Annotated in this window: 19 protein-coding genes and 3 tRNA genes; 13 read left to right on the top strand and 9 right to left on the bottom strand. The window is 47.5% G+C overall.

Annotated elements, in window-relative coordinates:
- Positions 1–248: 248 nt before the first annotated feature.
- Positions 249–575, bottom strand: a complete 327-nt coding sequence (locus G367_RS23495; protein ID WP_020412918.1) for a helix-turn-helix domain-containing protein — start codon at positions 573–575, stop codon at positions 249–251.
- Between the two features lie 246 nt (positions 576–821).
- Here G367_RS23495 and G367_RS0109630 point away from each other — a divergent pair, with 246 nt between their 5' ends.
- Entirely contained in the window at positions 822–1,031 is a 210-nt protein-coding gene (locus G367_RS0109630; protein ID WP_020412917.1) for a hypothetical protein, read from the top strand.
- A 294-nt stretch (positions 1,032–1,325) separates the two neighbouring features.
- Here G367_RS0109630 and G367_RS0109625 read toward each other — a convergent pair whose 3' ends face one another.
- Entirely contained in the window at positions 1,326–1,667 is a 342-nt protein-coding gene (locus tag G367_RS0109625) for a hypothetical protein (protein ID WP_020412916.1), read from the bottom strand.
- A 333-nt stretch (positions 1,668–2,000) separates the two neighbouring features.
- Here G367_RS0109625 and G367_RS0109620 point away from each other — a divergent pair, with 333 nt between their 5' ends.
- The 4 genes from G367_RS0109620 to G367_RS0109605 all read left to right on the top strand — a co-directional run bounded on the left by G367_RS0109620 (position 2,001) and on the right by G367_RS0109605 (position 6,220).
- Entirely contained in the window at positions 2,001–2,381 is a 381-nt protein-coding gene (locus G367_RS0109620; protein ID WP_020412915.1) for a LexA family protein, read from the top strand.
- 9 nt (positions 2,382–2,390) lie between these two features.
- The gene (locus G367_RS0109615) at positions 2,391–3,644 is read left to right on the top strand and encodes a Y-family DNA polymerase (RefSeq protein ID WP_020412914.1); all 1,254 of its coding nucleotides are present in this window, start codon (positions 2,391–2,393) and stop codon (positions 3,642–3,644) included.
- A gap of 108 nt (positions 3,645–3,752) precedes the next feature.
- A complete protein-coding gene (locus G367_RS26115) occupies positions 3,753–3,893 on the top strand; it encodes a hypothetical protein (protein WP_157533444.1) in 141 nt (46 codons plus the stop codon).
- Between the two features lie 815 nt (positions 3,894–4,708).
- Positions 4,709–6,220 (top strand): pentapeptide repeat-containing protein, encoded by a 1,512-nt coding sequence (locus G367_RS0109605; protein WP_020412912.1) that lies wholly within the window; start codon positions 4,709–4,711, stop codon positions 6,218–6,220.
- A 581-nt stretch (positions 6,221–6,801) separates the two neighbouring features.
- Here the strand turns inward: G367_RS0109605 and G367_RS0109600 are convergent.
- From G367_RS0109600 to G367_RS0109575, 6 genes are all read right to left on the bottom strand, one after another.
- Positions 6,802–6,888 (bottom strand) — tRNA-Leu (locus tag G367_RS0109600).
- Between the two features lie 91 nt (positions 6,889–6,979).
- Positions 6,980–7,053 (bottom strand) — tRNA-Cys (locus G367_RS0109595).
- Between the two features lie 491 nt (positions 7,054–7,544).
- Complete coding sequence (locus G367_RS0109590) at positions 7,545–8,759, bottom strand: hypothetical protein (RefSeq protein WP_026305037.1); 1,215 nt, start codon at positions 8,757–8,759, stop codon at positions 7,545–7,547.
- Between the two features lie 305 nt (positions 8,760–9,064).
- The gene (locus tag G367_RS0109585; protein ID WP_020412909.1) at positions 9,065–9,514 is read right to left on the bottom strand and encodes a phosphate-starvation-inducible PsiE family protein; all 450 of its coding nucleotides are present in this window, start codon (positions 9,512–9,514) and stop codon (positions 9,065–9,067) included.
- A 232-nt stretch (positions 9,515–9,746) separates the two neighbouring features.
- Positions 9,747–9,823, bottom strand: a tRNA-Pro gene (locus G367_RS0109580).
- Between the two features lie 72 nt (positions 9,824–9,895).
- Positions 9,896–10,744, bottom strand: coding sequence for an acyl-CoA thioesterase (locus G367_RS0109575; RefSeq protein ID WP_020412908.1), 849 nt, complete (start codon positions 10,742–10,744; stop codon positions 9,896–9,898).
- Between the two features lie 346 nt (positions 10,745–11,090).
- Here G367_RS0109575 and G367_RS0109570 point away from each other — a divergent pair, with 346 nt between their 5' ends.
- The 5 genes from G367_RS0109570 to G367_RS0109550 all read left to right on the top strand — a co-directional run bounded on the left by G367_RS0109570 (position 11,091) and on the right by G367_RS0109550 (position 18,328).
- Positions 11,091–11,771 (top strand): hypothetical protein, encoded by a 681-nt coding sequence (locus G367_RS0109570; RefSeq protein ID WP_020412907.1) that lies wholly within the window; start codon positions 11,091–11,093, stop codon positions 11,769–11,771.
- A gap of 345 nt (positions 11,772–12,116) precedes the next feature.
- Positions 12,117–12,800 (top strand): TetR/AcrR family transcriptional regulator, encoded by a 684-nt coding sequence (locus G367_RS0109565; protein WP_020412906.1) that lies wholly within the window; start codon positions 12,117–12,119, stop codon positions 12,798–12,800.
- A complete protein-coding gene (locus G367_RS0109560) occupies positions 12,793–13,356 on the top strand; it encodes a DUF1285 domain-containing protein (RefSeq protein WP_020412905.1) in 564 nt (187 codons plus the stop codon). Before G367_RS0109565 ends, G367_RS0109560 begins: the two co-directional genes overlap by 8 nt.
- Before the next feature lie 471 nt (positions 13,357–13,827).
- Complete coding sequence (locus G367_RS0109555; protein ID WP_020412904.1) at positions 13,828–15,477, top strand: beta-helix domain-containing protein; 1,650 nt, start codon at positions 13,828–13,830, stop codon at positions 15,475–15,477.
- Between the two features lie 121 nt (positions 15,478–15,598).
- Positions 15,599–18,328 (top strand): TonB-dependent receptor domain-containing protein, encoded by a 2,730-nt coding sequence (locus tag G367_RS0109550; protein WP_020412903.1) that lies wholly within the window; start codon positions 15,599–15,601, stop codon positions 18,326–18,328.
- Between the two features lie 134 nt (positions 18,329–18,462).
- Here the strand turns inward: G367_RS0109550 and G367_RS0109545 are convergent, their stop codons facing one another.
- Positions 18,463–20,100 carry an electron transfer flavoprotein-ubiquinone oxidoreductase gene (locus G367_RS0109545; protein WP_020412902.1) on the bottom strand — a complete coding sequence of 546 codons (1,638 nt, stop codon included), beginning with the start codon at positions 20,098–20,100 and terminating at the stop codon, positions 18,463–18,465.
- 353 nt (positions 20,101–20,453) lie between these two features.
- Here G367_RS0109545 and G367_RS0109540 point away from each other — a divergent pair, with 353 nt between their 5' ends.
- From G367_RS0109540 to G367_RS0109530, 3 genes are all read left to right on the top strand, one after another.
- Positions 20,454–21,203 carry an electron transfer flavoprotein subunit beta/FixA family protein gene (locus G367_RS0109540; RefSeq protein ID WP_020412901.1) on the top strand — a complete coding sequence of 250 codons (750 nt, stop codon included), beginning with the start codon at positions 20,454–20,456 and terminating at the stop codon, positions 21,201–21,203.
- Complete coding sequence (locus G367_RS0109535) at positions 21,203–22,132, top strand: electron transfer flavoprotein subunit alpha/FixB family protein (protein ID WP_020412900.1); 930 nt, start codon at positions 21,203–21,205, stop codon at positions 22,130–22,132. Before G367_RS0109540 ends, G367_RS0109535 begins: the two co-directional genes overlap by 1 nt.
- A 210-nt stretch (positions 22,133–22,342) precedes the next feature.
- Positions 22,343–23,026, top strand: a complete 684-nt coding sequence (locus G367_RS0109530) for a type II secretion system protein N (protein ID WP_020412899.1) — start codon at positions 22,343–22,345, stop codon at positions 23,024–23,026.
- Positions 23,027–23,071 lie beyond the last annotated feature (45 nt).

Genomic DNA, 23,071 nt, shown 5'->3' with positions numbered 1-23,071 from the left:
TTTATACCCGTTTCAATTGTTTTTCTTCTGCTTGTACTTGCTGTGGTCGTGCCGGCCATCATGCTTCAGTTAAAAATAGATAAGTGCTTAGATAGTGGCGGTAAGTTCATGCATGACAGTAAAGAGTGTGAGGTCGTAAAGTAGTTAATGTATCCAACACATAACAAGTCAATCAATGTCGCCCCTTCGGGGCTGGACCTCCGCACTGCGTGCTCCGGCCCATTATTGAGGCGTTATCACCGACTTTTTCATAGCTGGTAGCTGCTCTCTATAGCCCTGTGGATATGTCGTCGAAACTCCAGCGGAAGCTGAACATAAAGCCTCGCAAGCAATGGCGGAAACGGAATCTGCGCAAAGTGGTGCCTTAGTTCCACCCCGTAAACCTCCGCCAAGGTGATACCCACCGCCTCGCACCATACCGGCAGCAGCTCTGCTGGAATCCGCTGAGCCCCGGTTTCCATTCTTGAAATCTGCGAAGGCGCAAGCCCCAGCCTCTGGCTCAGCTGTGCCCCCGTCATCCTTTCCCGTTTCCTTGCTTCGCGCAGGCGCTTGCCCAGTGTGCCTGGCTCAAACATCAACTATCTGCCGTACCCTCACGTAATCCCATAAATTGCGATATTAGAAATTTGACAGCATTTTGCATTGCTAGATTAGGAATAATCCAGAATATCTATTTAAGAACAGTGATTTAACTAGTAGCGTTGGGATGTTTGTCGCCAAAGGCCTGAATAAAGCACTGAATGGACTCAACGGTGACAAGCCGCTGCTACTTAGTTCTTTTGTAGCAGTGAGGGTTTTGTAGTTCCTACAGGAGGTGGACCATGCCAATGACTGCTCATATTCAACAACTTCATCATGTCACGAATCTATGTGCCGGCCTGGAATGGATTGCGGATTGTCCGAATCATCCGGCCCGTAAAGCCTTGCTGCAGCTTATTGGCGAGGAGGTAGGGCAAGTGCTTCAAGGCGTTATCTTTCCCTATGAGCAAAAGATTCCAGGGGGAAGCCTGCCTAGGGATGAGGCGGCCTAACAAGTTTTAGGGCTGGTGCTGTGAGAAGCATCGGCCTGATACTTAAGTCAAAGCCTTACACTAATACATGGGTGTGCTGCAGCAGTCATCAGATAAACGGATAAGACGGAATACTTGCGGAGCGAGCCAACCTTAACTAGGTGTTAAATGGCTGAAGGGTATAAGTAGTCATAGTTTAATGAGGGCACGCTAGTAAACCAGCGTTGCCAACTCAGATATCCTTGCCCCCAGTTCTCCATGGCACATGCTGCTATCATGACTGTGCCGTCCAAGAAGCTTACTTGTTTCAATTGTCTACATGTAAGTTTCAGACAGTGACAGTAAACCAACCTCGCAGCTTCCCTCTGTATAAGAATGTGCCCTGACTTTTTTCCCTGCCATATAACCAGCTAAAGCAATACTTAAAAGCTTTTCTGTATCTTCACCATGGAGGGAATGTGTAATTTTGGCAATTCTGTTACATGACGGCTCAATCTGGGCTTTGGAATCTTCAGAAAAAATTAATCTTGTAACTTTCTCTCCCTCGAAAACGTATACTTTTACTGCATCTAGTGTTCCGTAAGCGATATCCCCTGCTGTTGCCAAAACGCAGGCTGACTGTAAAGCTACAAATAGTGCGAATTTCTTTAGTTTCATATTTACTGCCTAGGCTTATTTAAAATTTGCTTAGGCTATACTGCAGCCAGCTTCTATGCAAGGTTGCAATATTATGCCGTAACCATTTTCTGCTGTATTGGCAATCTAGCATGAAGTCTTTCAAATTGAGCTTTTATACCGAGTGTGCTATGTGCCAATTTTCACTCTATATTTTTTCTAGCCGATATTTCTATATTTGTTTTATTTTGAGGGAAAATTTTTTGGAGAGAAAGGTGAGATTTTGCTCTGTGGGTCAGAGTCACTCATTCCCCTTGTCTATTGACTGCCTGTAGAAATAAACTGTATGTATATACAGTGTTTAGGTATTCCAGCATGAAGCTTTCCCCACTCTATGGCCGCGGCGTTGCCTGTGGCTTCCCTTCGCCCGCTGATGACCACAAGGAGGCAGCTCTAATCCTGGACGAGCATCTGATCACCAAGCCTGCGGCAACTTTTATGGCACGGGCTAATGGGGATTCAATGATGGGGCTGGGCATCTTCGATAAGGATCTGTTGATAGTCGATCGCTCGTTAACACCTGCCCACGGTGATGTAGTTGTGGTTGCCCTGGATGGCCAGCTGACTTGTAAAGTGCTGGATCGGCAGCGGGGACGGCTCCTTTCCGCCAATGAAAAGTACCCCGCTATCCCCATTTGGGAGGGGCAAGAGCTGGTAGTAGAAGGGGTGGTGAAGGCTTCTGTACGCTACCACTGATCACACTGAATGCTGGTTCTCGTGGATTGCAACAGCTGTTACGACAGCTGTGAACAGATATTTCGGCCCGACCTACGCGGGCGTCCTGTAGTGGTTCTCTCCAACAACGATGGCTTTGTGGTGGCGCGCTCCAAAGAAGCGAAGCTATTAGGCATCGGCGACCTTGAGCCATTCTTTAAGGTTGAGCACTTGTTGCGTGTGCATCGGGTCGCAATCTTCTCTAGTAATTATCCGTTGTATGGCGATATCTCCTACCGGGTAATGACAACCCTGCGAGAGTTTAGCCCCAATGTGGAGGTATACAGCATTGATGAAATGTTTATGGACCTTCAAGGGCTGCAAGAGGAATGGCTGGATTATGGCCGCAAGATCCGCGGCACACTCTGGCGGGATATTCGTATGCCTGTGGGTGTGGGTATTGCGCCCAGTAAAACACTGGCCAAGCTAGCTAACCGCGCAGTAAAGAAGATTCCTAAATGTGAAGGCGTATGCGCACTTGATACTCCAGGGAAGTGGCAGTGGATACAGCGCCGTACTGCCGTCAATGATGTCTGGGGCATAGGCCGGCGACTGTCCAAACGCTTGGCCGATTTTGGCATACAGACAGCCTATGACTTGGCGCAGGCCAACCCGAAAATATTGCGCCGTCATATCAATGTGAACATAGAGCGAACGATAGAGGAGTTGAACGGGGTTCCCTGCCTTCGTTTGGAGGAGGAGCCCCCAGATAAGAAACAGATCTATTGCACCCGCTCCTTTGGTGAAAAACTCACAGACTTACAGCCGATACTGCAGGCTGCCACCTTATATGCGAGCAGGGCAGCGGAGAAATTGCGAGCGCAAAAATCGCTCGTAAAGTCGATTCATGTATTTCTGCATACCTCGCCCCATGAGCCCAACTACTACAGTCGCAGCACCGTTGTGCAGACTCCATACCCCACCGATGATACGCGAATAATCGTGCGGCTGGTGAGAAAGGTCATTGCCGGCCTGTATCGGTCAGGGTGCCGCTTTATGAAAGCTGGAGTGGGGCTTGTCGAGATTATCCCGCGCGCGCTAGGGCAGGGTGATCTATTCACGCCAGGGCAATCGGTAAGGGCTGCGGAGACTATGCAAACCATTGATAGCATCAACCGCAAGTTTGGTCGCGGGACGCTATTTCTAGGGGCCGAGGGCATCCAGAAAAAATGGAAGATGCGGCAGGCTTATACATCGCCTGCCTATACCACTAGGTGGGGGGATTTGCCGTGGGTGGTGATTTGAGGAGCGAATAGAGACGCCCCTGATTTTAATGAACTTAGTTGGTATTGCCGAATTTACAATGGGCGGGTTAACCCCGCGTTAATTGCCCCCAAGAGTAGAACTATGATAATGGCAAATATTATTGGTGTTGAAAAAGCGAAAAAAGTACCTCGGGATTCTAAATATTCAACCAATGAAAAAGCGACTAACATACACAGGCATAAAAAAAGATATATAGGGATATCGCTGGAAGGAAAGAAAGAGAAATAAATTCCTAAGCCAACTCAAAGAATTATATATGGAATTACAAAATATTGTATGATAAATATTAATGTCGCTTTAGGTTTAGATGTTCTTTTTTTTAACGCCCCGAATATTCCTAATTTTCCCGGAGGTACTGACGATGAACGAAAAAATGAAAATTGTTGTAAAAATTAGAATGTCAACATCTGGGGGGCGAGATCAATTTGAAATCTTTCTAAAAGGTTAATTATAGGTTCAGAGATTAATGTGTGATGTGCATCTAATCCGTCAAGAATAAACCCCTTCCATTTGAAAATCGTATCAGAGAGAGGTGAATGAACTCACAGTTAGAAAAAGGGAAAGCACGAAAAACCCTTTTTCATGAAAGAGGATTTCTTCCAAATTTTTTTTGCATCCTCGAAGTCTTGTTTAATATTCATGCCTGGCAGGTATTGCAGTGATAATATCTTTGGTTGCTATATCTCAAATTCATCTTTGTTCGATAAATAGATGAATGTAAGTATATCTTTTCATAGCTTTTGAAAGCTTTTTCGAAGGGTAGCCTCGCGTATAGGCAGGCCCAATAAATTCTGATTTTTAATCGAAATAACAAGTGCTGTTATTAGTAGTTAAGTTCGTATTTTTATATCAGAGGTAAGCGTCATAGCTCCGGCATGTTCTATTGAAAATATTTAACGGGGATGTCTCCATATGTAAGCTGGTATAGCTTTATCATCACCTGATAAAAAAATGTAGGTGAAAGGCCTTGATAACCCTATGCTCAGAATCTAGTAAGCAATACTTTGTAAGCTTTACTAAATGTTGATGAATAGATCAAGATCATGAAAAATCGACTCGCTGGTCGTTCTCTTTGGGACTGGCTGCAGTTATTGATTGTCCCAGTCGTATTGCTCATTGGCGGGTGGTACCTGAGTGATCTTATAGAGCGCCGGCAAGAAAAATCTGAAGATAAAAAATACCAGCGTACTGAATTAAGACATTATCTAGATGCTATGAATAAATTACTGGTTGACTATGATTTAAAATGTGTGGACTATGCATTTAGTGAATATTGTATTTCCTTAAGTGATAAGGATAAGGAAAGAGTTAATTCTGCTTATCAAAGTGCTATGGCAATGACGGCGAGTGTAATCCATATTTTAGATGGCCCTTTGAATAGCTTGGTGTTGTCTTATTTGTCAAAAATAAAAATAAAAAAATTGATCACCGATGGAGATGTTTTTAGAGGTTTAAGTCTAAAAAAGGCTAAACTTTTCAGGTTGAAATTAGATAACATCAATCTGTCGGACGCAGACCTTTCTCAAATAAATATGTATACGTCTAGTTTGAACTCGGGTAATCTGTCTAAAGTGAATTTTTCAAGAGCGGTAATATCAGATACTACTTTTAATGATGCTCTCTTCCTTAATGTGGATTTTTCACAGGCGACAATAATAGACTCTAGTTTTGATGGGGCTAAAATAGGTGATTTCATTATGGATATTCGTTTTGAAAATTCTTTTAAAGAGGCGAATATATATAACACAGGTTTTGAGGGGGCTGCTATAGTGGGTGCAGATTTTTCAGGGGCGAAAATAGAATCAGTTAGTTTTGATCGGGCTTTCATGTATGGTGATACAAGTTTTTCAAAAGCGTCGGTATCATACACAAGCTTTAAAGAGGCTGATGTGTCGAATGTGAATTTTTCAAATGCGTTAGTGTCACACGCAAATTTTAAAGAGGCTAAAATTGAGACTGTAATTTTTTTAAAGACAAATCTGTCTGAGGTTAATTTTGAAGAGGCAAAAATAGCTGGGGCGAATTTTTCTAGATCGAAGCTTTTTATGTCTAGTTTTATTAAGGCTAAACTGCATGGTTCGAGTTTTTCAGAGGCGAAATTGAGGAAGTCTAGTTTCCATAATGCTGAGCTGTACCGTTCAGATTTTTCAGGGGCGGATCTAAGGCTTTCTAATTTTAATGGGGCTTTTCTGAATGGCGTCAATTTTAAGGGGGCCAATCTTGGGTTTGCGTCATTTGTGGGGGCCAGTTTTCCTAATACGAAGTTAGGTAAAATAAAACTTTTTTGTACAAATCTAATCGGAGCAGATCTATCTGAGGCAGCGATTGAAGCGAAAAATCATTTTGCTTCTCAGAAGCGTGGTGAAGTTATTTACAGTAGTAAAAATAATTGTTCTGAGTTTCTTGGTGATTCCAACCCTCTTTTTTTAATAAAGTGCAAGACAATACTGCCAGCTGATTGGGAGGGAGCTCCAGATTCTTGGTGTGACGTTATGGGCTCCGCAGCTGAAAAGGAAAATTGTAAATGCAAAATGCCAGGTAAAAATGCCGAGTAAGATTGCCCCGGTTACCTGTTGCGGTGTCATTGTTAGTGTATATGTCGAAAATGAGATTAAAAAGGAATGAACGATGAATACAATTATTCCATTGACTCTGCATCAATTTTCACCGTGCCGCGTCAACCATTAGATGGGCGTGGCTACAAAAACGGATGTGTGATATCAGGCAGAATGACACCTGATAGGTAGCTGCTATCTTCCCGCTTCCATAGGATGAGAGTTCGCGAAGTCGATTAGCTTTGCCCAGTACTTTGTGTAAGCTTTCGTTTGTTCTTTCAGGTAGCCATAGTGGCCATAGATTTGCCGCTGGCTTGGCAATTTATACTCCAGCAAAAAAATGGGCGATATGGGGTTGAAGTCAGCTTTTGTAAGAACATACACATACAAAATTTGCAGTACTTCATGGTTGAAAATTTGGTTGATGGTGCTGCGAGTCCTTCTGACTAGACATAATCACAGTTGGGGGAGTGATGTGGTTAAAAGCTACACCTGAGGTTTATTCGGGAAAGTGAGAAATTTAGAGGGTGCACCAAATATGCACCGAAAGGTATCTAACTTATTGATTCTAAATGAGTGTGTGGTGCCCGGGGCCGGACTTGAACCGGCACGGCCGTGAAGCCGGGAGATTTTAAGTCTCCTGTGTCTACCAATTCCACCACCCGGGCAGTTCCTTTGCGAGGGGGACCTTAGCTTTTTGCTCTGTCCTTCATCCTCACTTCCAGCGCAATTCACAGGACTTTGCGATGAAAAGGAAAATGGAGGCTAGGGTCGGAATCGAACCGGCGTACACGGAGTTGCAGTCCGCTGCATGACCACTCTGCCACCTAGCCTTTTATTTCACACTTAGTGCGAAATGGAACGCTGCGAATTCTATCTGATAAATCTGAAAAATCCTAGCGTTTTCTTATACTTACGTGCACTTGGCTGCGTAAGAGGCCGCTATTCTATGGACTCCCGGAGATTAGTCAAGCGTTGATTTCAACATTATGAAAAAGAAAGGTGAAAAAGTCGGGAAAGTTCCTGTGGAACGGTTAGGCAGAAGGCGTAATAACTTTTAGCACTGCTCCCAATGAACCTATTTCCATTTGTTCTAAATTTATTTTCAGCGCTGCTGGCAATCTTTCATGTGTGTTCGATACTGTCTTTATCTGGCTAGCACGTCTCCCCCAAAACGTGTTTAGTAGCGCCGGTAGAGCAGACTGAAATGGCTTGCTCTCTGTGTAGCAAGGATGAAATCCTCCAAGTTTCACTCCTAATGGTCTTGGCCCTGACGCTCTCCCCCCCCGTCGTCAGGGCTTTTTTTTATTTGCGTTTTGGCGTTTTACCGACCCTCGTCGGTAAGGTTTTCCACCGCCAGGGTTTTTATAGGTTGGCCCGCAGCTTGTTCGGATAGCTCACGGAATCGTTCCAGGGTCACTTCTCCCCGGGTGCTTGCCAGCTCCCGCGCTACATTATCAATACTGGCTTTTCCGCCGCTAGCCTTTCGAATTTCATTATCCAGCTCCAGCATAACTACGGCAGCACGGGCAGTGACTGGGCCCGAAGAGCGTCTAACCAAAAGAGAGGGGGCCTTTTTGCCCCAGCGTGCTAGTTTATCCATAGCCTCCCGGTAGCGGTCCTCACTAATTCCGCCGGTGCGACGTAGGATTTCAAGCGAGTAAAATTCAGCCAAGCCTTCAACAATCCAATCGCTCCGATCGTCCCCATGGATGCCTGTACCGACGTGTACCAGCTCATGGATCATGCTGCTGGTACGATTTCCACTGATTAGTGGTCGATCAGCATGCATAAATAATGATCGGGTACCTGATAAGCCGCCACGCCACATTGGATCATCTGCTGTAACGATCAATAAGTGATCGGGAAAAAGCGGAAAAATTTTCTTTAACTCCGGCAGGTTCCAGTTAAGGAAGGCGAGGATATCCTGGCGGTGTATATTTTGGTCTTTGGGGCCGGAAATCCGGGTTTCGGTTCCCGCGATGATATCCTGGCGGCTGCCAATCTTGCCCACGATCATCCACCCTTTGGGCCTTACAAAGCGACGTTTAGGATCAGATAGCCGGTATAGATTATTTTCAATCTTTGGATAGGGCAGGGCGGATGACCAGCCTTTGGGCATGTCTAGCTTTAGGCGTGCATTTGAACGCCCACGGCTGGTCGCAGAGATGGGGGCTATTAACTTGTCACTGCGGAGGATTGCCCAGTCTTCGGTAATTCTGGAGTCATACCCGCCATTGCTCCTCTGGTTGTCTATCACAAAGCTGTAGCTGAGCTTTGCCTGACGGCCTTTAGGGCGCCAGACTGCCTTGTCACCTTTAACCTCAAGAGGGTCTGTACTTTTAAGATCTTTGTAGCGACCCGAACTTAAATTGATCGTGAGTTTACTGGGGATACTCTTCCCGCTAAGTGCCAATTCCACCCGCGCGAGTTTGGTTTCCGGGTCTATTTTCGCTGTGTAAAGCAAGTCATAAGCCCAGGTGGCCGGGGTGATAGAAAGGAGGAGTATGGAGAGAGTAAACAGTCTTGTAAGCATCATTTTTTGGCAGGAAATCCAACAAGTTGAGATTTGGACAGCTTCCAAGCCTACAGGTGCCCAAGTGTCACCTTCAAGCAAATTGGCGAGAGTAAGGCACCTGTGTCTATCAGCTCCCGGTGACTGAAGTTATCAATTAGCATTAAACACTAATAAAAAGTATACACTTATAAAGTCGTTATCAATGTACAAATCTGACAACACCAGAAATATCCCCATTCTTTGTTAATCAATAACGGGGGAGAAGGGTTATGAGCCCTGATTTACGAGGTCGTAAACCATGTGTGTAAAGGAACCGGTAGTGGGTTTTACGCTGAACGTTTGATTTTTTCCTGTACTAACCAATAGGAAACGCCCAGTGCGATAGTGACCATGGCGATACCTATGATCTGTTCAGAGCTTACCAGTCCAAGGTCGAGAACAATTACTTTACGGGCCACAGCCATAAGGGCAGTAGCCAGAACTAACTGGACGGGTACGACATTGGTGCCCAGATACAAGCGTATATTGGTAAAAATCTCGATTGCGATCAGGACAGCCAGAAAGGCTCCGAATGTTGCGAGGATGTCCTCCATGTCGAGCAGGAGGAATGGGGGAGACTTGAGTTTCTCATAAAGCACATAAATCACATCGGCAATGGTCCAAAAAATAACCATGACCATAAGAATGGCTAGAAATCTAACTGCTGCCTTGATCGCCCGGTGCAGCTGGTTGATCAGGGGGTCGTCATGTTCCTCATGAATTTCTTCGTATTTCATGGGCCTTTCTCTTTCCCTGGTGGCAGGGTGATGCTTTAGCTTGAATATATGTCAAAACCACCAGGTCAGCTATTTGGACTACTTCAGTGGATTGAAGGGAGAGTGGTTGAAAAATAGCAGGAAGTTGTGGGTAGAAGAGTTATCTGGATGAAAAGAGCTATCAATCCACTATGCGATGAAAATAGATGTCATCCAGACGCAAAAAAACCCGCTTAGTGCGGGTTTTGAGATCTGGTCGGTGAGAGAGGATTCGAACCTCCGACCCCTTCGTCCCGAACGAAGTGCGCTACCAGGCTGCGCTACTCACCGACTTATTGGTCTCGCTTCATCAGCGAAGTGGGCGGCATTATAGCAACCTTTTTTTTACTGTAAACCATTGATTTAACTTTTAATTTGTCGAATTAGGCCCTCTTGCGCAGTGGAGGCTACCAGTACGCCGTCGCGGGTAAAAATCTGGCCACGGGCAAATCCGCGTGCGCCGGTAGCGGAAGGGCTGTCGGTTACATAGAGGAGCCACTGGTCCAGGCGGAAGTCCCGGTGGAACCACATCGCATGATCGACGCTGGCCGGCATTAAGTGGGGGTCGAACAAAGAAATATGGTGTGGCTGTAAGGAGGTTCCAAGCAATCCCATGTCCGATGCGTAACAGAGCGCAGCGCGGTGCTCCATAGGGTCATCAGACATCTCACCCTCGGCGCGGAGCCAGAACATGCACTTCGCTTCACTTAGCTCGGCACCAAAGTAGCTTTTAGGATCTACCGGGCGGAAGTCAATCATATAGCGGCGCTGATCATATTGTGGGCTGACTAAGCCTGCCTCAAGCGCCAGTTGCTGCGTATTCTTTAGGTTCTCTGGGGCAGGAATCCCTTCGCATGGCATATCAGCCTGGTGATCGAATCCGGGCTCCTTGATCTGGAACGAAGCAGACATGTTGAAAATTGCCCGACCTCGTTGCTTTGCGACAACGCGGCGAGTGGTGAAGCTACCTCCATCGCGGATAGGGTCCACCTCATAGATCACCGGTAGTTCGCTGGAGCCGGGGCGCAAAAAATAGGAGTGCAGGGAGTGTGGCAAACGATCTTCAACAGTGCGTGTAGCGGCCATCAGTGCTTGCCCAAGCACCTGGCCTCCAAATAGTACTTTTCGATAATTTTCGACGTGGTGACGACTGCGAAAGAGATTGCGATCCAGCTCTTCTACGTCGAGTAGTTTGCTCAGCTTTTCCAACATGGACGACTCTACCTGTTACCTAATAGTGATAGTCGGAATAATCCGGGCAGGCATTTCAATCTTGCCCGAAGCGGCGATGATAGCAGCCAAATGTACTATCTCCATTCACATTTTGAACGAATTCGATCGACTGGTCACTCCAATACCGAATCGCAGTTGTGTATGGCCAAATCATATAACCCATTAAATTTGAAAAAATATGCTCTTGATTTTTTCAATTTGTCGATTGTGTGCTTATTGATGTGATATAACGCGCCATATAGTGCCTGGGAGAGATGTCTTGAGGCGTAACCCCGGCCGATTAATTACCGATAAAAATGCAATAACGGGAAAGGAATGTTGCCAGATGCCACATCACGATATTGATATTCGTCCACCGCAAAACTTTGGCAAGGTAGTTAGCAGACATCGTACTGCAAAGGCGGTGGCTGGAGTGGTAGGGTCCGCAGCTTACTATGGCACCTGGGGTGCACAAACCGCTACGGGTGCAACACTTACAGGCCTTGCAACCGGGGCTGCTGTAGCCACTTCGGCTACGGGCGTAGGCTTAATCGTTGCCGGGACGGCGCTCTCTGTCGGTTACGCTGGCTTGGCCGCCAGGTCAGCATACAAAACTCACAACCACCTCAATGGTCTTAAAAAGATCTTTCAAGAAAGAAAATCTTTTGAATGTACATGTAAGGGCTCTGTTGCACACGATTATATTTCGGGGCAGGTATTGCCCTATATTATTGAGCAAAAGACGAAAAAGCTGCACCGCAAGATGGTAGAAGCCACCCCGGGAGTTTCCACTTTAGAGTACAGCCGCAAAGCGATAAAGAATCTATATAAGCGCGCCCAAGGGACTCTTGGCAAGAAGCGCACATTTGCCGCCGAATGGCTGGCTCAGCACCTCATATCCCATGACTGTGAGTTGGCAAACGCTATTGTGGCGGAGCTTTATAGTGAGGAAGAGATGCTTTGGATTCGTGCTCAGGACAACGATGTCGTAGCTCCCTTACTGGAGCTTAAGATGAAGTCGGTTTAGGGGGCAGGTGCTTAAAGCGCTGTTTTGGGAAAGCACCTGCTTGCGGGTGGGTAATGGACTACCTGCCAAAATTTTTGATAGCTCCAACGTTTTTTATTCCCGTAAGCTCCTACTCTGAGAATTCTAGGTCTTCGATAACTGGCGCCAACTTTTTCGGGTGACGTTCCCCTCCACACTCTGTATCTTGCACTAATAGCACAAAAATTGAGCAAAATAGGCTAAAATTTTTAATATTTGAGTGTCTAATTTCTCGATTCACTTTTCCAACCGAGTTGAATTGCCTATCATTCATGAATGAATAGTCAATTTCAGTCCCCATTATTACGGGCAGAGAAGGTCGGAAGTATGGATAAGGCAAAAGAGAAGGTTCAGAGGTTTCGCGCGAGAGAGCAGCGCATCCTGGATGCGGCTCTGGAGCTTCTGCTGGAGCACGGTGAAGAAAAGGTCACGGTAGAGCAGATCGCCGAGCGGGTAGATATTGGTAAGGGCACCATCTACAAGCACTTCATTTCAAAGACAGAGATTTACATGCGTTTGCTGATGGACTACGAGAGGTCCCTCGCTGAACGCCTGAAGGTAGCTGTTGAGAATGCTGAAGAAAAAGGCGATATCACAGCTCCAGCCAGAGCCTATTTTGAGTCCCGTATGGCTGATCCGGGCAAGGACAGGCTCTTCCAGCGGTTGGAAGAGAAAATAATCACCCTCAATTTAGCTCCGGAGATGATTTCTGAGCTACATGCCATTCGCAACTCCAATGCTTCTGCCCTGAACCGGGTGTTTGAACGAAGGATGGAGCAGGGCATGCTGAAGAAGGTGCCTGCCTACTATTACTATTCAACCTATTGGGCCCTGGTTCAGGGTGCAGTAGAGCTTTATCACTCCAAGTCGTTTGCTGACGTGATTGAGGACCGAGAGGGCCTGATGGAGTTCATCATGGACGTGGGGGTCCATATCGGAGATATTTCCTCCCGCAAGCCACCGGCAAGCAGTCATACCACTGGTCAAGCTGCGGGGCCGTCCTTTGGCTGAGCCACTTTTCGAGCAGCTGCAAAAACTACAGAGGGAGTTCCACGGATATCCTCCGGTTGAAAAGTGGAACCCAGACCTCTGTGGCGACATGGATATGGTCATCAAGCATGATGGTCGCTGGATTCATGAAGGGACAGAAATAAAGCGGCACACACTGGTTAAGCTGTTTGCGAGCATCCTCAAGCGGGAAGGGGATGAATATTTCCTGGTGACTCCAGTGGAGAAGCTGCGCATACTGGTGGAAGATGTACCTTTTGTGGCGACACAGGTGGCACGTAATCCGAATAGTGATGCTCAGACCTTACTTTTCACAACCAATGTGGGTGATGTGATCGCGCTAGACGAAGACCGCAATTGGCACCTAAAGGAGTTTGGCGCCCCCCAGCAACTAATTCCTTACCTGGAGGTTCGTGGTGGCCTTCAAGCCAGGGTTTCCCGTGATGTGTTCTACCAGCTGGTCGATTGGGCTCAAGAAGCTAATCATGGCCCCAGTGATACCGGGAAACTTTTTGTGCGTAGTGCCGGCAAGGATTTTCTGCTCGGTTCTTATAATTGATTTTTGAAAAACTGCCATTTTAGAGCCAGCGTTCTGCTGGCTCTAAGTTTCTTTTCTTTGCCTTATTACTCAGTCTTATATTAAGCGGGATGCTTTTGCTTTTCCTGTTTTCTCTCCTTGCTGGTTTTCTATATGTACTGAATGTTGTACGTATTACTTAATTGATACAGATTTATTAAATATCCATATTTTATTCATTTACTTGAAAGCTGAATGAAATTTGAAAGCAATAAAACATTCCAAAAAGTGTAAAGCTGGGTGTTTTATTGCAAAAATTACTGAAAATATATAAAAAGTTAACAAGTTCGCAACACGGCGTTTCTACACTCCCCCGCGTCCTAACCGCTTAGGCGAATAAATTAAACAGAAATTTAGGCAGTCAACAGTGTGTTGTTTGGCTTAGTAGGGCTATCCAATAGCTTTTCGTGCTGATTGACTGTTTTTCAAGGATTACATTCCTGTGGGGGAGATATGAAACGCATACAAAATCAGATCATTCTGGCTGCCGCGATTACAGCTTTACTGGCGGGTTGTGACGGTGGTGGAGTGAGTGTTGAGCCTAAGACTGTTGATAATTCAGTAGACAACTCTGTCGATAATTCTGGTGGTGGATCTTCTGAAAATCCCTGCGCAGCGATCCAAAGTACGGGGGTACAAGGCTCTTTTGAAAGCGGTAACTGTCGATATGGAGCCGACTTTGTTTCCGCGTCTAATCCTTTAACCGAGGACTTGTATCTTCCTGCGCTTCCAGATGATGGCGCGCACATTTTTGACGGTAGTCTCTTTGTTGGTGAAAACTACTCCAGTGATGTTGACTTACAGGCTGCCGGTGTTGCCCAGGGCGGTGATGGCGTCAAATTGGAAATACAAGCCGGTGCAACCGTTGCCTTTAAGGATAACTCAGCCTTTATGGTTGTAAATCGTGGTTCACAGGTTTTTGCCCGTGGTACTGAATCCGCACCAATTACATTTACCTCTGAAACAGATGTCCGCGGCACTGTAACTGCAGATGCCGTATCCCAGTGGGGTGGAATGGTTATCAACGGTTTTGGTGTAACCAATAAGTGCAAATACTCAGGCTCAATTGCCGGTGGAGATCTCACTTTGGATGGCGAGTGTCATGTTGCCGCTGAAGGTTCCACTGACGATAACACCTCATACTACGGTGGAGACAACAATGGAGATAACTCTGGCGAGCTTTCCTATGTTGTTGTAAAGCACACGGGTGCCCTGGTTGCTAGTGGTGATGAATTAAATGGCATCTCTTTTGATGCAGTTGGCAGCGGCACAGTGATAAATAACCTGCAAACTTATTCCACTTTTGATGATGGAATTGAGTTCTTTGGTGGTGCAGTAGACGTTAGCAATTATGTTGCTCTCTATGTGCGAGATGATTCAATCGATATTGATGAAGGTTATCGTGGAAGGATCACCAATGCCTTGGTTGTACAGAGTGAAAATGATGGGAACCACTGTATTGAGGCAGATGGAATCGGTTCTTACAAAGATACGATTGATTATACCGCTCTGATTGATCAGGGTCTGAACAGCCGTCCAATAATTGATGGCCTGACTTGTATCGTTTCTGCTCAAAAAGAAGGTACTCACGATCCGGGTGCAGGTTGGCGTCTGCGTGAGGGTATCTATCCGATGATTACCAATTCCATAATTGTTGCTTCTTTTAAAGCTGATGAAACGTCAGATGATGGTAGCAATTACTGTCTGCGTATGGAGAGTGTTCAAACGCGCAATGAAGCAACCTCTGGTACGGAAGTAGCCCTGACCTCCAACATCTTTGCTTGTGAGGATCGCACCAAGACAGATGAAGATACCTTTGATCTGGAGGCGTGGGCTGTAGATAGCGGCAATCAGTTTGCTCCAATTTCAGGAGCGTTGAGCCCAACTGTCGGCATTGATACTAACTTTATTCTGCTAGACGGCACTCCAGCAATCTATACCGTGGGCGCCGACCAGCAGCGAATCAACGACGCGGAACCCGCTGTCACCGCGTTTGAGCGTGCTTATTTGGGTGCACTTGATATCAACGGTACTGATTGGACTCAAGGCTGGACTTATGGCTTACATCAAGGCAGCCGTGCACAGCCTCTCTGGTTTGAATAATTAGCCAAAGATGTGGTTAGGGGAAGCTCTCCTGATCTTGCAGGGCGCCGCCTTCGCTGATGGAGTCGGCGCCCTGCTTGGTTTAGACACCCAATAATGGGAATGATAAGAGGCCTATGTGATGGCTAAATATGAAAATTTTCAGAGGGTGCCGCTGGTAATGGCTATTGCCGCGGCCACTGCTATTGCTCCTGGTGTAATTGCCCAGGATGCAGATCTTGTGGAAAAAGAGACCGGTTCGATACAAAGTCTTGAAGAAGTAATGGTCCAGGGGCGTTTAAGGGACTCGGCGGAATCTCTGGTTAGTGAGCGCCTGGAAGAGGAGGTGGTCACCGACATCCTCGGTGCTGAGATGATTGGTCGGGTAGGGGACTCAACGGTGGCTGCGGCGTTACGCAGGGTGTCGGGACTATCGCTAGTGAGCGATAAATTTGTTTATGTGCGGGGATTGGGAGAGCGTTACTCCAGTACCACGCTGAATGGCGCTACGGTACCTTCACCGGACTTGACGAGAAATGTGATTCCCCTCGATCTATTTCCCACCTCTATCGTGGATTCGCTGGCTGTACAGAAAAGTTACTCTGCTGACCAGGCCGCGAGTTTTGGCGGTGGAAATGTGGATATTCGGACAAAGGGGATTCCAGATGATCTTACGTATTCAATTGAATTGGGGACAGGAGCCAACTCAGAAACCAGCGGTGAAGTTCTGAGCTATCGGGGAGGGGGTAATGATCACTTCGGAACCGATGACGGAACCAGGGCGCTACCGGGCGAAATCTCTGTTGCGCTAAAGCGCTTCAGGGGTGGTTTGGGAATTTCTGATATTAGAAAAATTCTGATTGAGGAAGGAAAGCAGTATTCCAGTGCGCAGGAAGCTGATGCTGCAGCCCGGGGGCTAAATCGTGAGCTGTCCCTAAACCTTAATCGTGATATTGCCATCGAAGAGGAGTCCAGCGATCCTGATGGTGATGTGAAAGCGAGTGTAGGTAATCGTTTTTATCTCGGTGATAAATGGGAGTTGGGGCTTCTGGCTGGTGCCTCATATAAAAGCGAGTGGAGAGAGTCTGAGAGAACTCTGCGCAATTTCGGGGCTCCCAATGAGCAATTAAACAACCGTAGCAAGTCTACATACTCAGTGGATATCAGCGGAAACTTAAATTTAGGTTTGCGCTTTGCGGATGAGCATGTAATCGAAAATACAAGCCTCTTTCTACGTAACACTGATGATGAAACTTCTATCACCGATTACTTTAATGAAAATCGTCAGGTATCAGATGGTTCTGGCTATCGTGAGTATTTGTTGAAATATGAAGAGAGGGAGTTGGCCCTGAATCAGGTCAAGGGTAGCCACTCCTTGGGGCCTGAGACCAAAGCTATCCTTCCTTTTGATTTTTTCAACTGGGTTCCGGAAGAGGTGGTTTTCGACTGGTTCTATTCGGACGCGACAGCGACCACGGATATTCCTAATCAGGTGGATGTTATTTCCGATACGGTTACTGATCCTGCGACAGGCGAAGTGTTGAGTTCGAAGGTCAGTACAGGCTCGCGAAGCGCGGGGTTCCGCTTCACAGAGCTTGAGGATGACGTTAAAAATTATGGTTGGTCGGCCACCTTACCTTTGGAATTTTCCACTTCCAGCCTGGAGTTAAGCGGTGGTTTTGCCAGGATAGAGAAGGGACGCTCATACAGGCAAACTGAGCTACGCTTGGATATTTTCAGTGTGAACGATGAGGATGTGTTGGGCAGCCCCCTAGATGAAGTATTTAGTGATGGTAATATTATCAGCGGCGATAATGACTTTGTTTTTGACTTGGCGGGGAGCAACAAGCAAAGCTATTTAGCTGCAACGGCAACAGATGCAGTGTTTGGTAAATTCGATTGGACGTTCAATGAAGCTTGGCGAATTTCGGCAGGGGCACGCTGGGAGGATTACAGCCAGGTGGCACTTGAGTGGAACCCATATGGCTACACGATAGATGACCCGCAAGTAACAGCTGACCCGGATGAGTTGCTGGAGGCTGTTTATGCTGAAGATGACATTTACCCATCTTTCTCTCTGACTTATATGGGGTCTTTTTGGGCGGAGACGTTCCAGCTTCGTTTGGGGGTTTCAAAAACAGCCGTGCGGCCTGATCTTCGCGAAATTACCGATGCGTTCTATATTGACCCTATTACCGATGAGCAGGTGAAAGGGAACCCCGATGTCAGGCCTTCAGAAATCAACAATTATGATTTACGTGCTGAGTGGTTCTTTGACAGCGGGGACAGTTTGACAGTTTCTGCTTTTTATAAGGATGTGGTTGACCCAATTGAGTTTTTCGAGGCTGCCTCCAGTGATACCAATGTGGCTCGCGAGATTATTAATGCCGAGTCTGGAAAGATTATCGGTATTGAAATCGAAGGCATGAAGCAACTTGGTTTCCTTGGCGATAATATGGAGAGCTTCTTTGTGCAGGGCAATGTAACCTTGCAGGAAACCGAGTTGGTTGCTGGAGATGAGGCTGATGCTCCGACGAATCCGGTGCGTGAAATGACAGGAGCATCCGAATACGTTGTGAATATGTTGATGGGTTTCGACAGCCCTGATGGCAATCACTCTGCGACGCTGGGTTACAACGTTTTTGGAGAGCGCCTGCATCTGGCTGGCCGTAACTTGGATCCAGATTCTTACGAGCAACCTTTCCATTCGCTTGACCTAACTTACTCCTGGCACCCTACTGAGGAGGTGACGATAAAGGCCAAGATGCAAAACCTTCTGGATGAATCAATTGAGATTGAGCGAGATGGCGTTATTGTCTTTGAAGAAAAGCCGGGCCAGACCTTTGCCATAAACGCTCAATATAAATTCTGATCTTCTCTCTCAATAATTTCTGCTGCCTCTTTTTCGCCCGCAGGAATTTTCTCTACTTTTTCACGTTGCAGAGAGTTCGAGTGAAAAAGTAGATATAAAAATGGCGCCGGAAGGCGCCATTTAAGTCGATGGGTTCACATATTTGGGTAGTTGGGACCGCCGCCACCTTCCGGAGTAACCCAAACAATATTCTGGGTTGGGTCTTTAATGTCACAGGTCTTACAGTGAACACAGTTCTGTGCATTTATCTGGAATCGCTTGCCGTTGGCATCCTCAACAACTTCGTATACGCCGGCGGGGCAGTAGCGCTGTGCCGGTTCGTCATAGATTGGCAGGTTGTGGTTCAGCGGAATCTCCGCATCCTTCAGGATCAGATGGCAGGGCTGATCTTCCTCGTGATTTGTGTTGGAAATAAATACAGAGGACAGCTTATCAAAACTAAGTACACCGTCGGGTTTTGGGTAGTCAATTTTTGCACAGTCTGCTGCGGGTTTGAGCTGAGCGTGATCTGCCTTAGTATCGCGCAAGGTCCAGGGCAACTTGCCTTTGAACAGGTTGATATCCACAAAGGCATAAGCGGAGCCAAGGATGTTGCCCCACTTGTGTTGGGCAGGGCCGAAGTTGCGCTGCATATGTAGCTCTTTCCAGGCCCAGCTGTCACGATACCTGGAGGTATAATCGGTCAGCTCCTCGCTGTTGCGGTCTGCGGCAATAGCTTCCACTACGGATTCTGCAGCAATCATGCCAGACTTCATCGCAGTGTGATTTCCCTTGATCTTGGCAAAGTTCAGGGTGCCGGCGTTATCTCCTATTAGAAGCCCGCCAGGAAAAGTCATTTTTGGCTGAGACTGTAGGCCGCCTTTAACAATAGCTCGGGCGCCATAGGCCACGCGCTCGCCACCTTCCAGGTATTGCTTAATCACCGGGTGGTGCTTGTAGCGCTGGAACTCATCAAAGGGGCTGACATGTGGGTTACTGTAGGCCAGATCAGTAATCAGGCCGACCACTACCTGGTTGTCCTCGAGGTGGTAAAGGAAGCCGCCACCGTGGGTGTTGCTTTGATCCAGAGGCCAGCCTGCGGTGTGAACTACCAAGCCCTGTTGGTGTTTTTCAGCAGGTACTTTCCAGATTTCCTTTATGCCTATGCCGTAGTGTTGTGGGTCGGTATCGGCATCCAGTTTGAAGCGCTCAATCAACTGTTTGCCCAGGTGGCCACGGCAGCCTTCGGCAAAAAGTGTGTACTTTGCGTGCAGTTCCATGCCGGGCATGTAGGAGTCTTTCTGCTCCCCATTCAGGCCGATTCCCATATCACCTGTAGCAATGCCTTTTACGGATCCGTCTTCATTATAAAGCACTTCAGATGCGGCGAACCCAGGGAAGATTTCCACTCCCAGATTTTCTGCTTGCTCCGCCAGCCAGCGGCATAGATTTCCAAGGCTGATGATGTAGTTGCCTTCGTTGTGCATGGTGCTGGGCACAAACATATTGGGCACTTTAATGGAGTTTTCATCGCTGCGCAGGACGTAGATGTCATCGCCCTTGACTTCGGTGTTCAGTGGGGCGTCGCGCTCTTTCCAATCAGGGAAAAGTTCATTCAGGGCAGTAGGTTCAAAAACTGCGCCCGAAAGAATGTGGGCACCGACCTCGGAACCCTTCTCCACGACACATACTGAGATGTCTTCATTGAGCTGGCGAATACGGCAGGCCGCTGCCAATCCGGCGGGGCCGGCACCCACGATCACTACATCGTATTCCATTGATTCGCGTTCCACGGCACTCTCCTCAGCAGTTGCATTCAACTTTTTGCGGCCATTCCGGCCTTATCATTTATATTGGTGGCTGATTATATAGGCGTTTAATCAACCCTACCAATTGCATGACTATTCATTTGCTATGGCAAATGCGCTGTATTTCAACAGGTTAGGAAGAGGGGATAGACTACCTCAATGGTGGGAAATAGATTTTGTGAATGGCAGTGATGACTTCTATTTGACTATTGATTTTGCTGTATAGAACCGCCACCATACACGCCGTTCAAACACTTGTTTGACCAGAACACCGTATCCGTTCGCGATGTGAATCGTCAGTCGCGGCTGTTAAAAAGCTTATTTAAGACGGGATTTCCATGAAAGTTCTTGTAGCTGTGAAACGCGTTGTTGACTACAACGTCAAGGTTCGCCCTAAGGCGGACGGCACTGACGTTGATACAGCCAACGTCAAAATGTCTATCAACCCCTTTTGCGAAATCGCAGTTGAAGAGGCGGTGCGCTTGAAGGAAAAAGGCGTTGTCAGCGAGATAGTCGCCGTTTCCATGGGCTCCAAGCAATGCCAAGAGCAAATTCGTACTGCGCTGGCCCTGGGGGCTGACCGCGGCATATTGGTAGAAACCGATGCCGAGCTGCAGCCTCTGGCCGTGGCCAAGTGCCTGAAGGCGATTGTTGATAAGGAAGAGCCTCAAATGGTCATCCTGGGTAAGCAATCCATCGATGGTGACAATAACCAGACCGGGCAAATGCTGGGCGCATTGACTGGAATGGGGCAGGGCACCTTCGCTTCTGAAGTGACTGTGGAGGGTGGTGACGTTAAGGTTACCCGTGAGATTGATGGCGGGCTGCAGACGGTTGAACTGAAGTTGCCTGCGATTGTTACCACCGACTTGCGCTTGAATGAGCCGCGCTACGCTTCTCTGCCGAATATCATGAAGGCCAAGAAGAAGCCCCTCGATACTACTACTCCAGATGAGCTGGGTGTAGATATTACTCCTCGCACCAAAACCCTGAATGTTGAGCCGCCGGCTGAGCGTCAGGCAGGCGTTAAAGTAGCCGACGTTGCGGAACTGGTAGAGAAACTGAAAAACGAGGCGAAGGTAATCTGATGAGCTTCCTGGTTATTGCTGAACATGACAACGCCGAGCTGAAGGGCGCTACGCTGAACACCGTAGCCGCAGCCAAAGCTATTGGTGGTGATATCGCAGTGCTGGTTGCCGGCGCTGGTTGTGCTGCCGTAGCAGAAGCTGCAGCAAAGGTAGAAGGTGTAAGTAAAGTACTGCTGGCTGATAATTCCGCCTATGAGCACCAACTGGCTGAAAATGTTGCCAAATTAGTAGCTGATCTAGGTAAGGATTACAGCCACATCCTGGCTCCCGCCACCACCACTGGCAAGAACATGCTGCCGCGTGCTGCCGCACTTCTGGATGTTCAGCCAATCTCCGACATTATCGCTGTAGAGAGTGCTGACACGTTCAAGCGTCCGATCTACGCAGGAAATGTTATTGCAACCGTTCAGAGTTCAGATGCTATCAAAGTGATCTCCGTTCGCACCACTGCTTTTGATGCTGTTGCAGTAGAAGGTGGTAGTGCGGCCGTTGAGTCAGTTGATATTGCTGATGATGCCGGTGTCTCAACTTTTGTCGGCGAAGAGCTCGCCAAATCCGATCGTCCGGAACTAACTGCCGCTAGCGTGGTCATTTCTGGTGGGCGCGGAATGCAGAATGGTGACAACTTTGAGATGCTGTACAAGCTGGCTGACAAGCTTGGTGCAGCGGTTGGTGCCTCTCGCGCTGCGGTAGATGCCGGTTTTGTTCCCAACGATATGCAGGTTGGTCAAACCGGTAAGATCGTCGCTCCCGATTTGTACATTGCTGTCGGTATTTCCGGCGCTATCCAGCACCTGGCAGGTATGAAGGATTCCAAGGTGATTGTTGCGATCAACAAAGACGAAGAAGCCCCGATCTTCTCCGTTGCCGATTACGGTCTGGTCGCTGATTTGTTTGAAGCTGTTCCCGAGCTTGAAGCAAAGCTGTAATCCTTGATTACTATACTGACCAGTACTGGAAAAGGCGGCGGGTAGCCGCCTTTTTTATTTGAGGCGGAACTAGTGTGCAATTTCGGGGACGAATTTAAGGTTTGCAGCGTTTAACTGGGCAGGAGCGTTGCCTTTCAAAGACTTAGGCAACAAAATAGGCGTCAAAAACCAATAACCTAAAAAAAGTTGAACTTGTATGTGGGTATGTTCATGTCCCCATTAAAGCGAGCCTTTGGCTCAGTTGGCACCGGTTTTGGCCAGGGTGAGTCGCGAAAGGCGATTTCCCGCGGCACCATGGCGGCATCCGCAGTGGGTCTGCTTTGGGTCTCTGGCAACCTGTTCGCCTATGGTTCCCTGTTTATTCCTGCGGAAACTGAAGAATCTCTGCTGGCTGAGCGCAAGAACTCCAGAGTGAGTGCGCCCCAGGCCGCTTCGATACCAAATACCCCTTTCTTTGGCCTCGCCGATGCCAAGGAAAAAGTAGAAGTCCCTGAAGTCGATCTTTCCAATCTCCCTATCACCCAATTGAATATTGTCTTGTCTGGCGTTTTAGACAGTAGTGACAAGAAAAAAGCTAGCGCACTTGTGGCCGAAAAAGGAAAACCTGCGAAGCGTTTGTATGTAGGGGATTCTCTGCCGGGTGGCGCAGAACTTTATTCTGTTGAGGTAGATCATGTAGTTCTTCGTCGTAATGGCAGGATGGAAAAACTGACCTATCCAGAAGTGGATGGTCGACCGAATGTTCCGCTTAAGAATTACTCCAGCCTTGCTCGCAAGAGTAGCCGAAGCAGTAATACTGCGCAGCGTGGAGAAAATCAGCAGAGTATTCGGGAGCGGATGGAAAAGCTGCGTGAACTTGCTCGCGAACGGCGAGCGCAACGTCAGCCCCAATAAAAACTGTCAACCTAGATTGTTTTGAGTTTTTTGAACATTTACTAG

The organism is Microbulbifer variabilis ATCC 700307 (assembly GCF_000380565.1).
GTDB lineage: Bacteria > Pseudomonadota > Gammaproteobacteria > Pseudomonadales > Cellvibrionaceae > Microbulbifer > Microbulbifer variabilis.
This window is presented reverse-complemented; position numbering and strand designations above follow the sequence as displayed.

What these genes read in the sequence shown, in the direction of transcription:
- G367_RS23495 (WP_020412918.1), bottom strand. Translation starts at nt 575, where the DNA reads ATGTTTGAGCCAGGCACACTGGGCAAGCGCCTGCGCGAAGCAAGGAAA.
- G367_RS0109630 (WP_020412917.1), top strand. Translation starts at nt 822, where the DNA reads ATGCCAATGACTGCTCATATTCAACAACTTCATCATGTCACGAATCTA.
- G367_RS0109625 (WP_020412916.1), bottom strand. Translation starts at nt 1,667, where the DNA reads ATGAAACTAAAGAAATTCGCACTATTTGTAGCTTTACAGTCAGCCTGC.
- G367_RS0109620 (WP_020412915.1), top strand. Translation starts at nt 2,001, where the DNA reads ATGAAGCTTTCCCCACTCTATGGCCGCGGCGTTGCCTGTGGCTTCCCT.
- G367_RS0109615 (WP_020412914.1), top strand. Translation starts at nt 2,391, where the DNA reads ATGCTGGTTCTCGTGGATTGCAACAGCTGTTACGACAGCTGTGAACAG.
- G367_RS26115 (WP_157533444.1), top strand. Translation starts at nt 3,753, where the DNA reads ATGGCAAATATTATTGGTGTTGAAAAAGCGAAAAAAGTACCTCGGGAT.
- G367_RS0109605 (WP_020412912.1), top strand. Translation starts at nt 4,709, where the DNA reads ATGAAAAATCGACTCGCTGGTCGTTCTCTTTGGGACTGGCTGCAGTTA.
- G367_RS0109590 (WP_026305037.1), bottom strand. Translation starts at nt 8,759, where the DNA reads ATGATGCTTACAAGACTGTTTACTCTCTCCATACTCCTCCTTTCTATC.
- G367_RS0109585 (WP_020412909.1), bottom strand. Translation starts at nt 9,514, where the DNA reads ATGAAATACGAAGAAATTCATGAGGAACATGACGACCCCCTGATCAAC.
- G367_RS0109575 (WP_020412908.1), bottom strand. Translation starts at nt 10,744, where the DNA reads ATGTTGGAAAAGCTGAGCAAACTACTCGACGTAGAAGAGCTGGATCGC.
- G367_RS0109570 (WP_020412907.1), top strand. Translation starts at nt 11,091, where the DNA reads ATGCCACATCACGATATTGATATTCGTCCACCGCAAAACTTTGGCAAG.
- G367_RS0109565 (WP_020412906.1), top strand. Translation starts at nt 12,117, where the DNA reads ATGGATAAGGCAAAAGAGAAGGTTCAGAGGTTTCGCGCGAGAGAGCAG.
- G367_RS0109555 (WP_020412904.1), top strand. Translation starts at nt 13,828, where the DNA reads ATGAAACGCATACAAAATCAGATCATTCTGGCTGCCGCGATTACAGCT.
- G367_RS0109550 (WP_020412903.1), top strand. Translation starts at nt 15,599, where the DNA reads ATGGCTAAATATGAAAATTTTCAGAGGGTGCCGCTGGTAATGGCTATT.
- G367_RS0109540 (WP_020412901.1), top strand. Translation starts at nt 20,454, where the DNA reads ATGAAAGTTCTTGTAGCTGTGAAACGCGTTGTTGACTACAACGTCAAG.
- G367_RS0109535 (WP_020412900.1), top strand. Translation starts at nt 21,203, where the DNA reads ATGAGCTTCCTGGTTATTGCTGAACATGACAACGCCGAGCTGAAGGGC.
- G367_RS0109530 (WP_020412899.1), top strand. Translation starts at nt 22,343, where the DNA reads ATGTCCCCATTAAAGCGAGCCTTTGGCTCAGTTGGCACCGGTTTTGGC.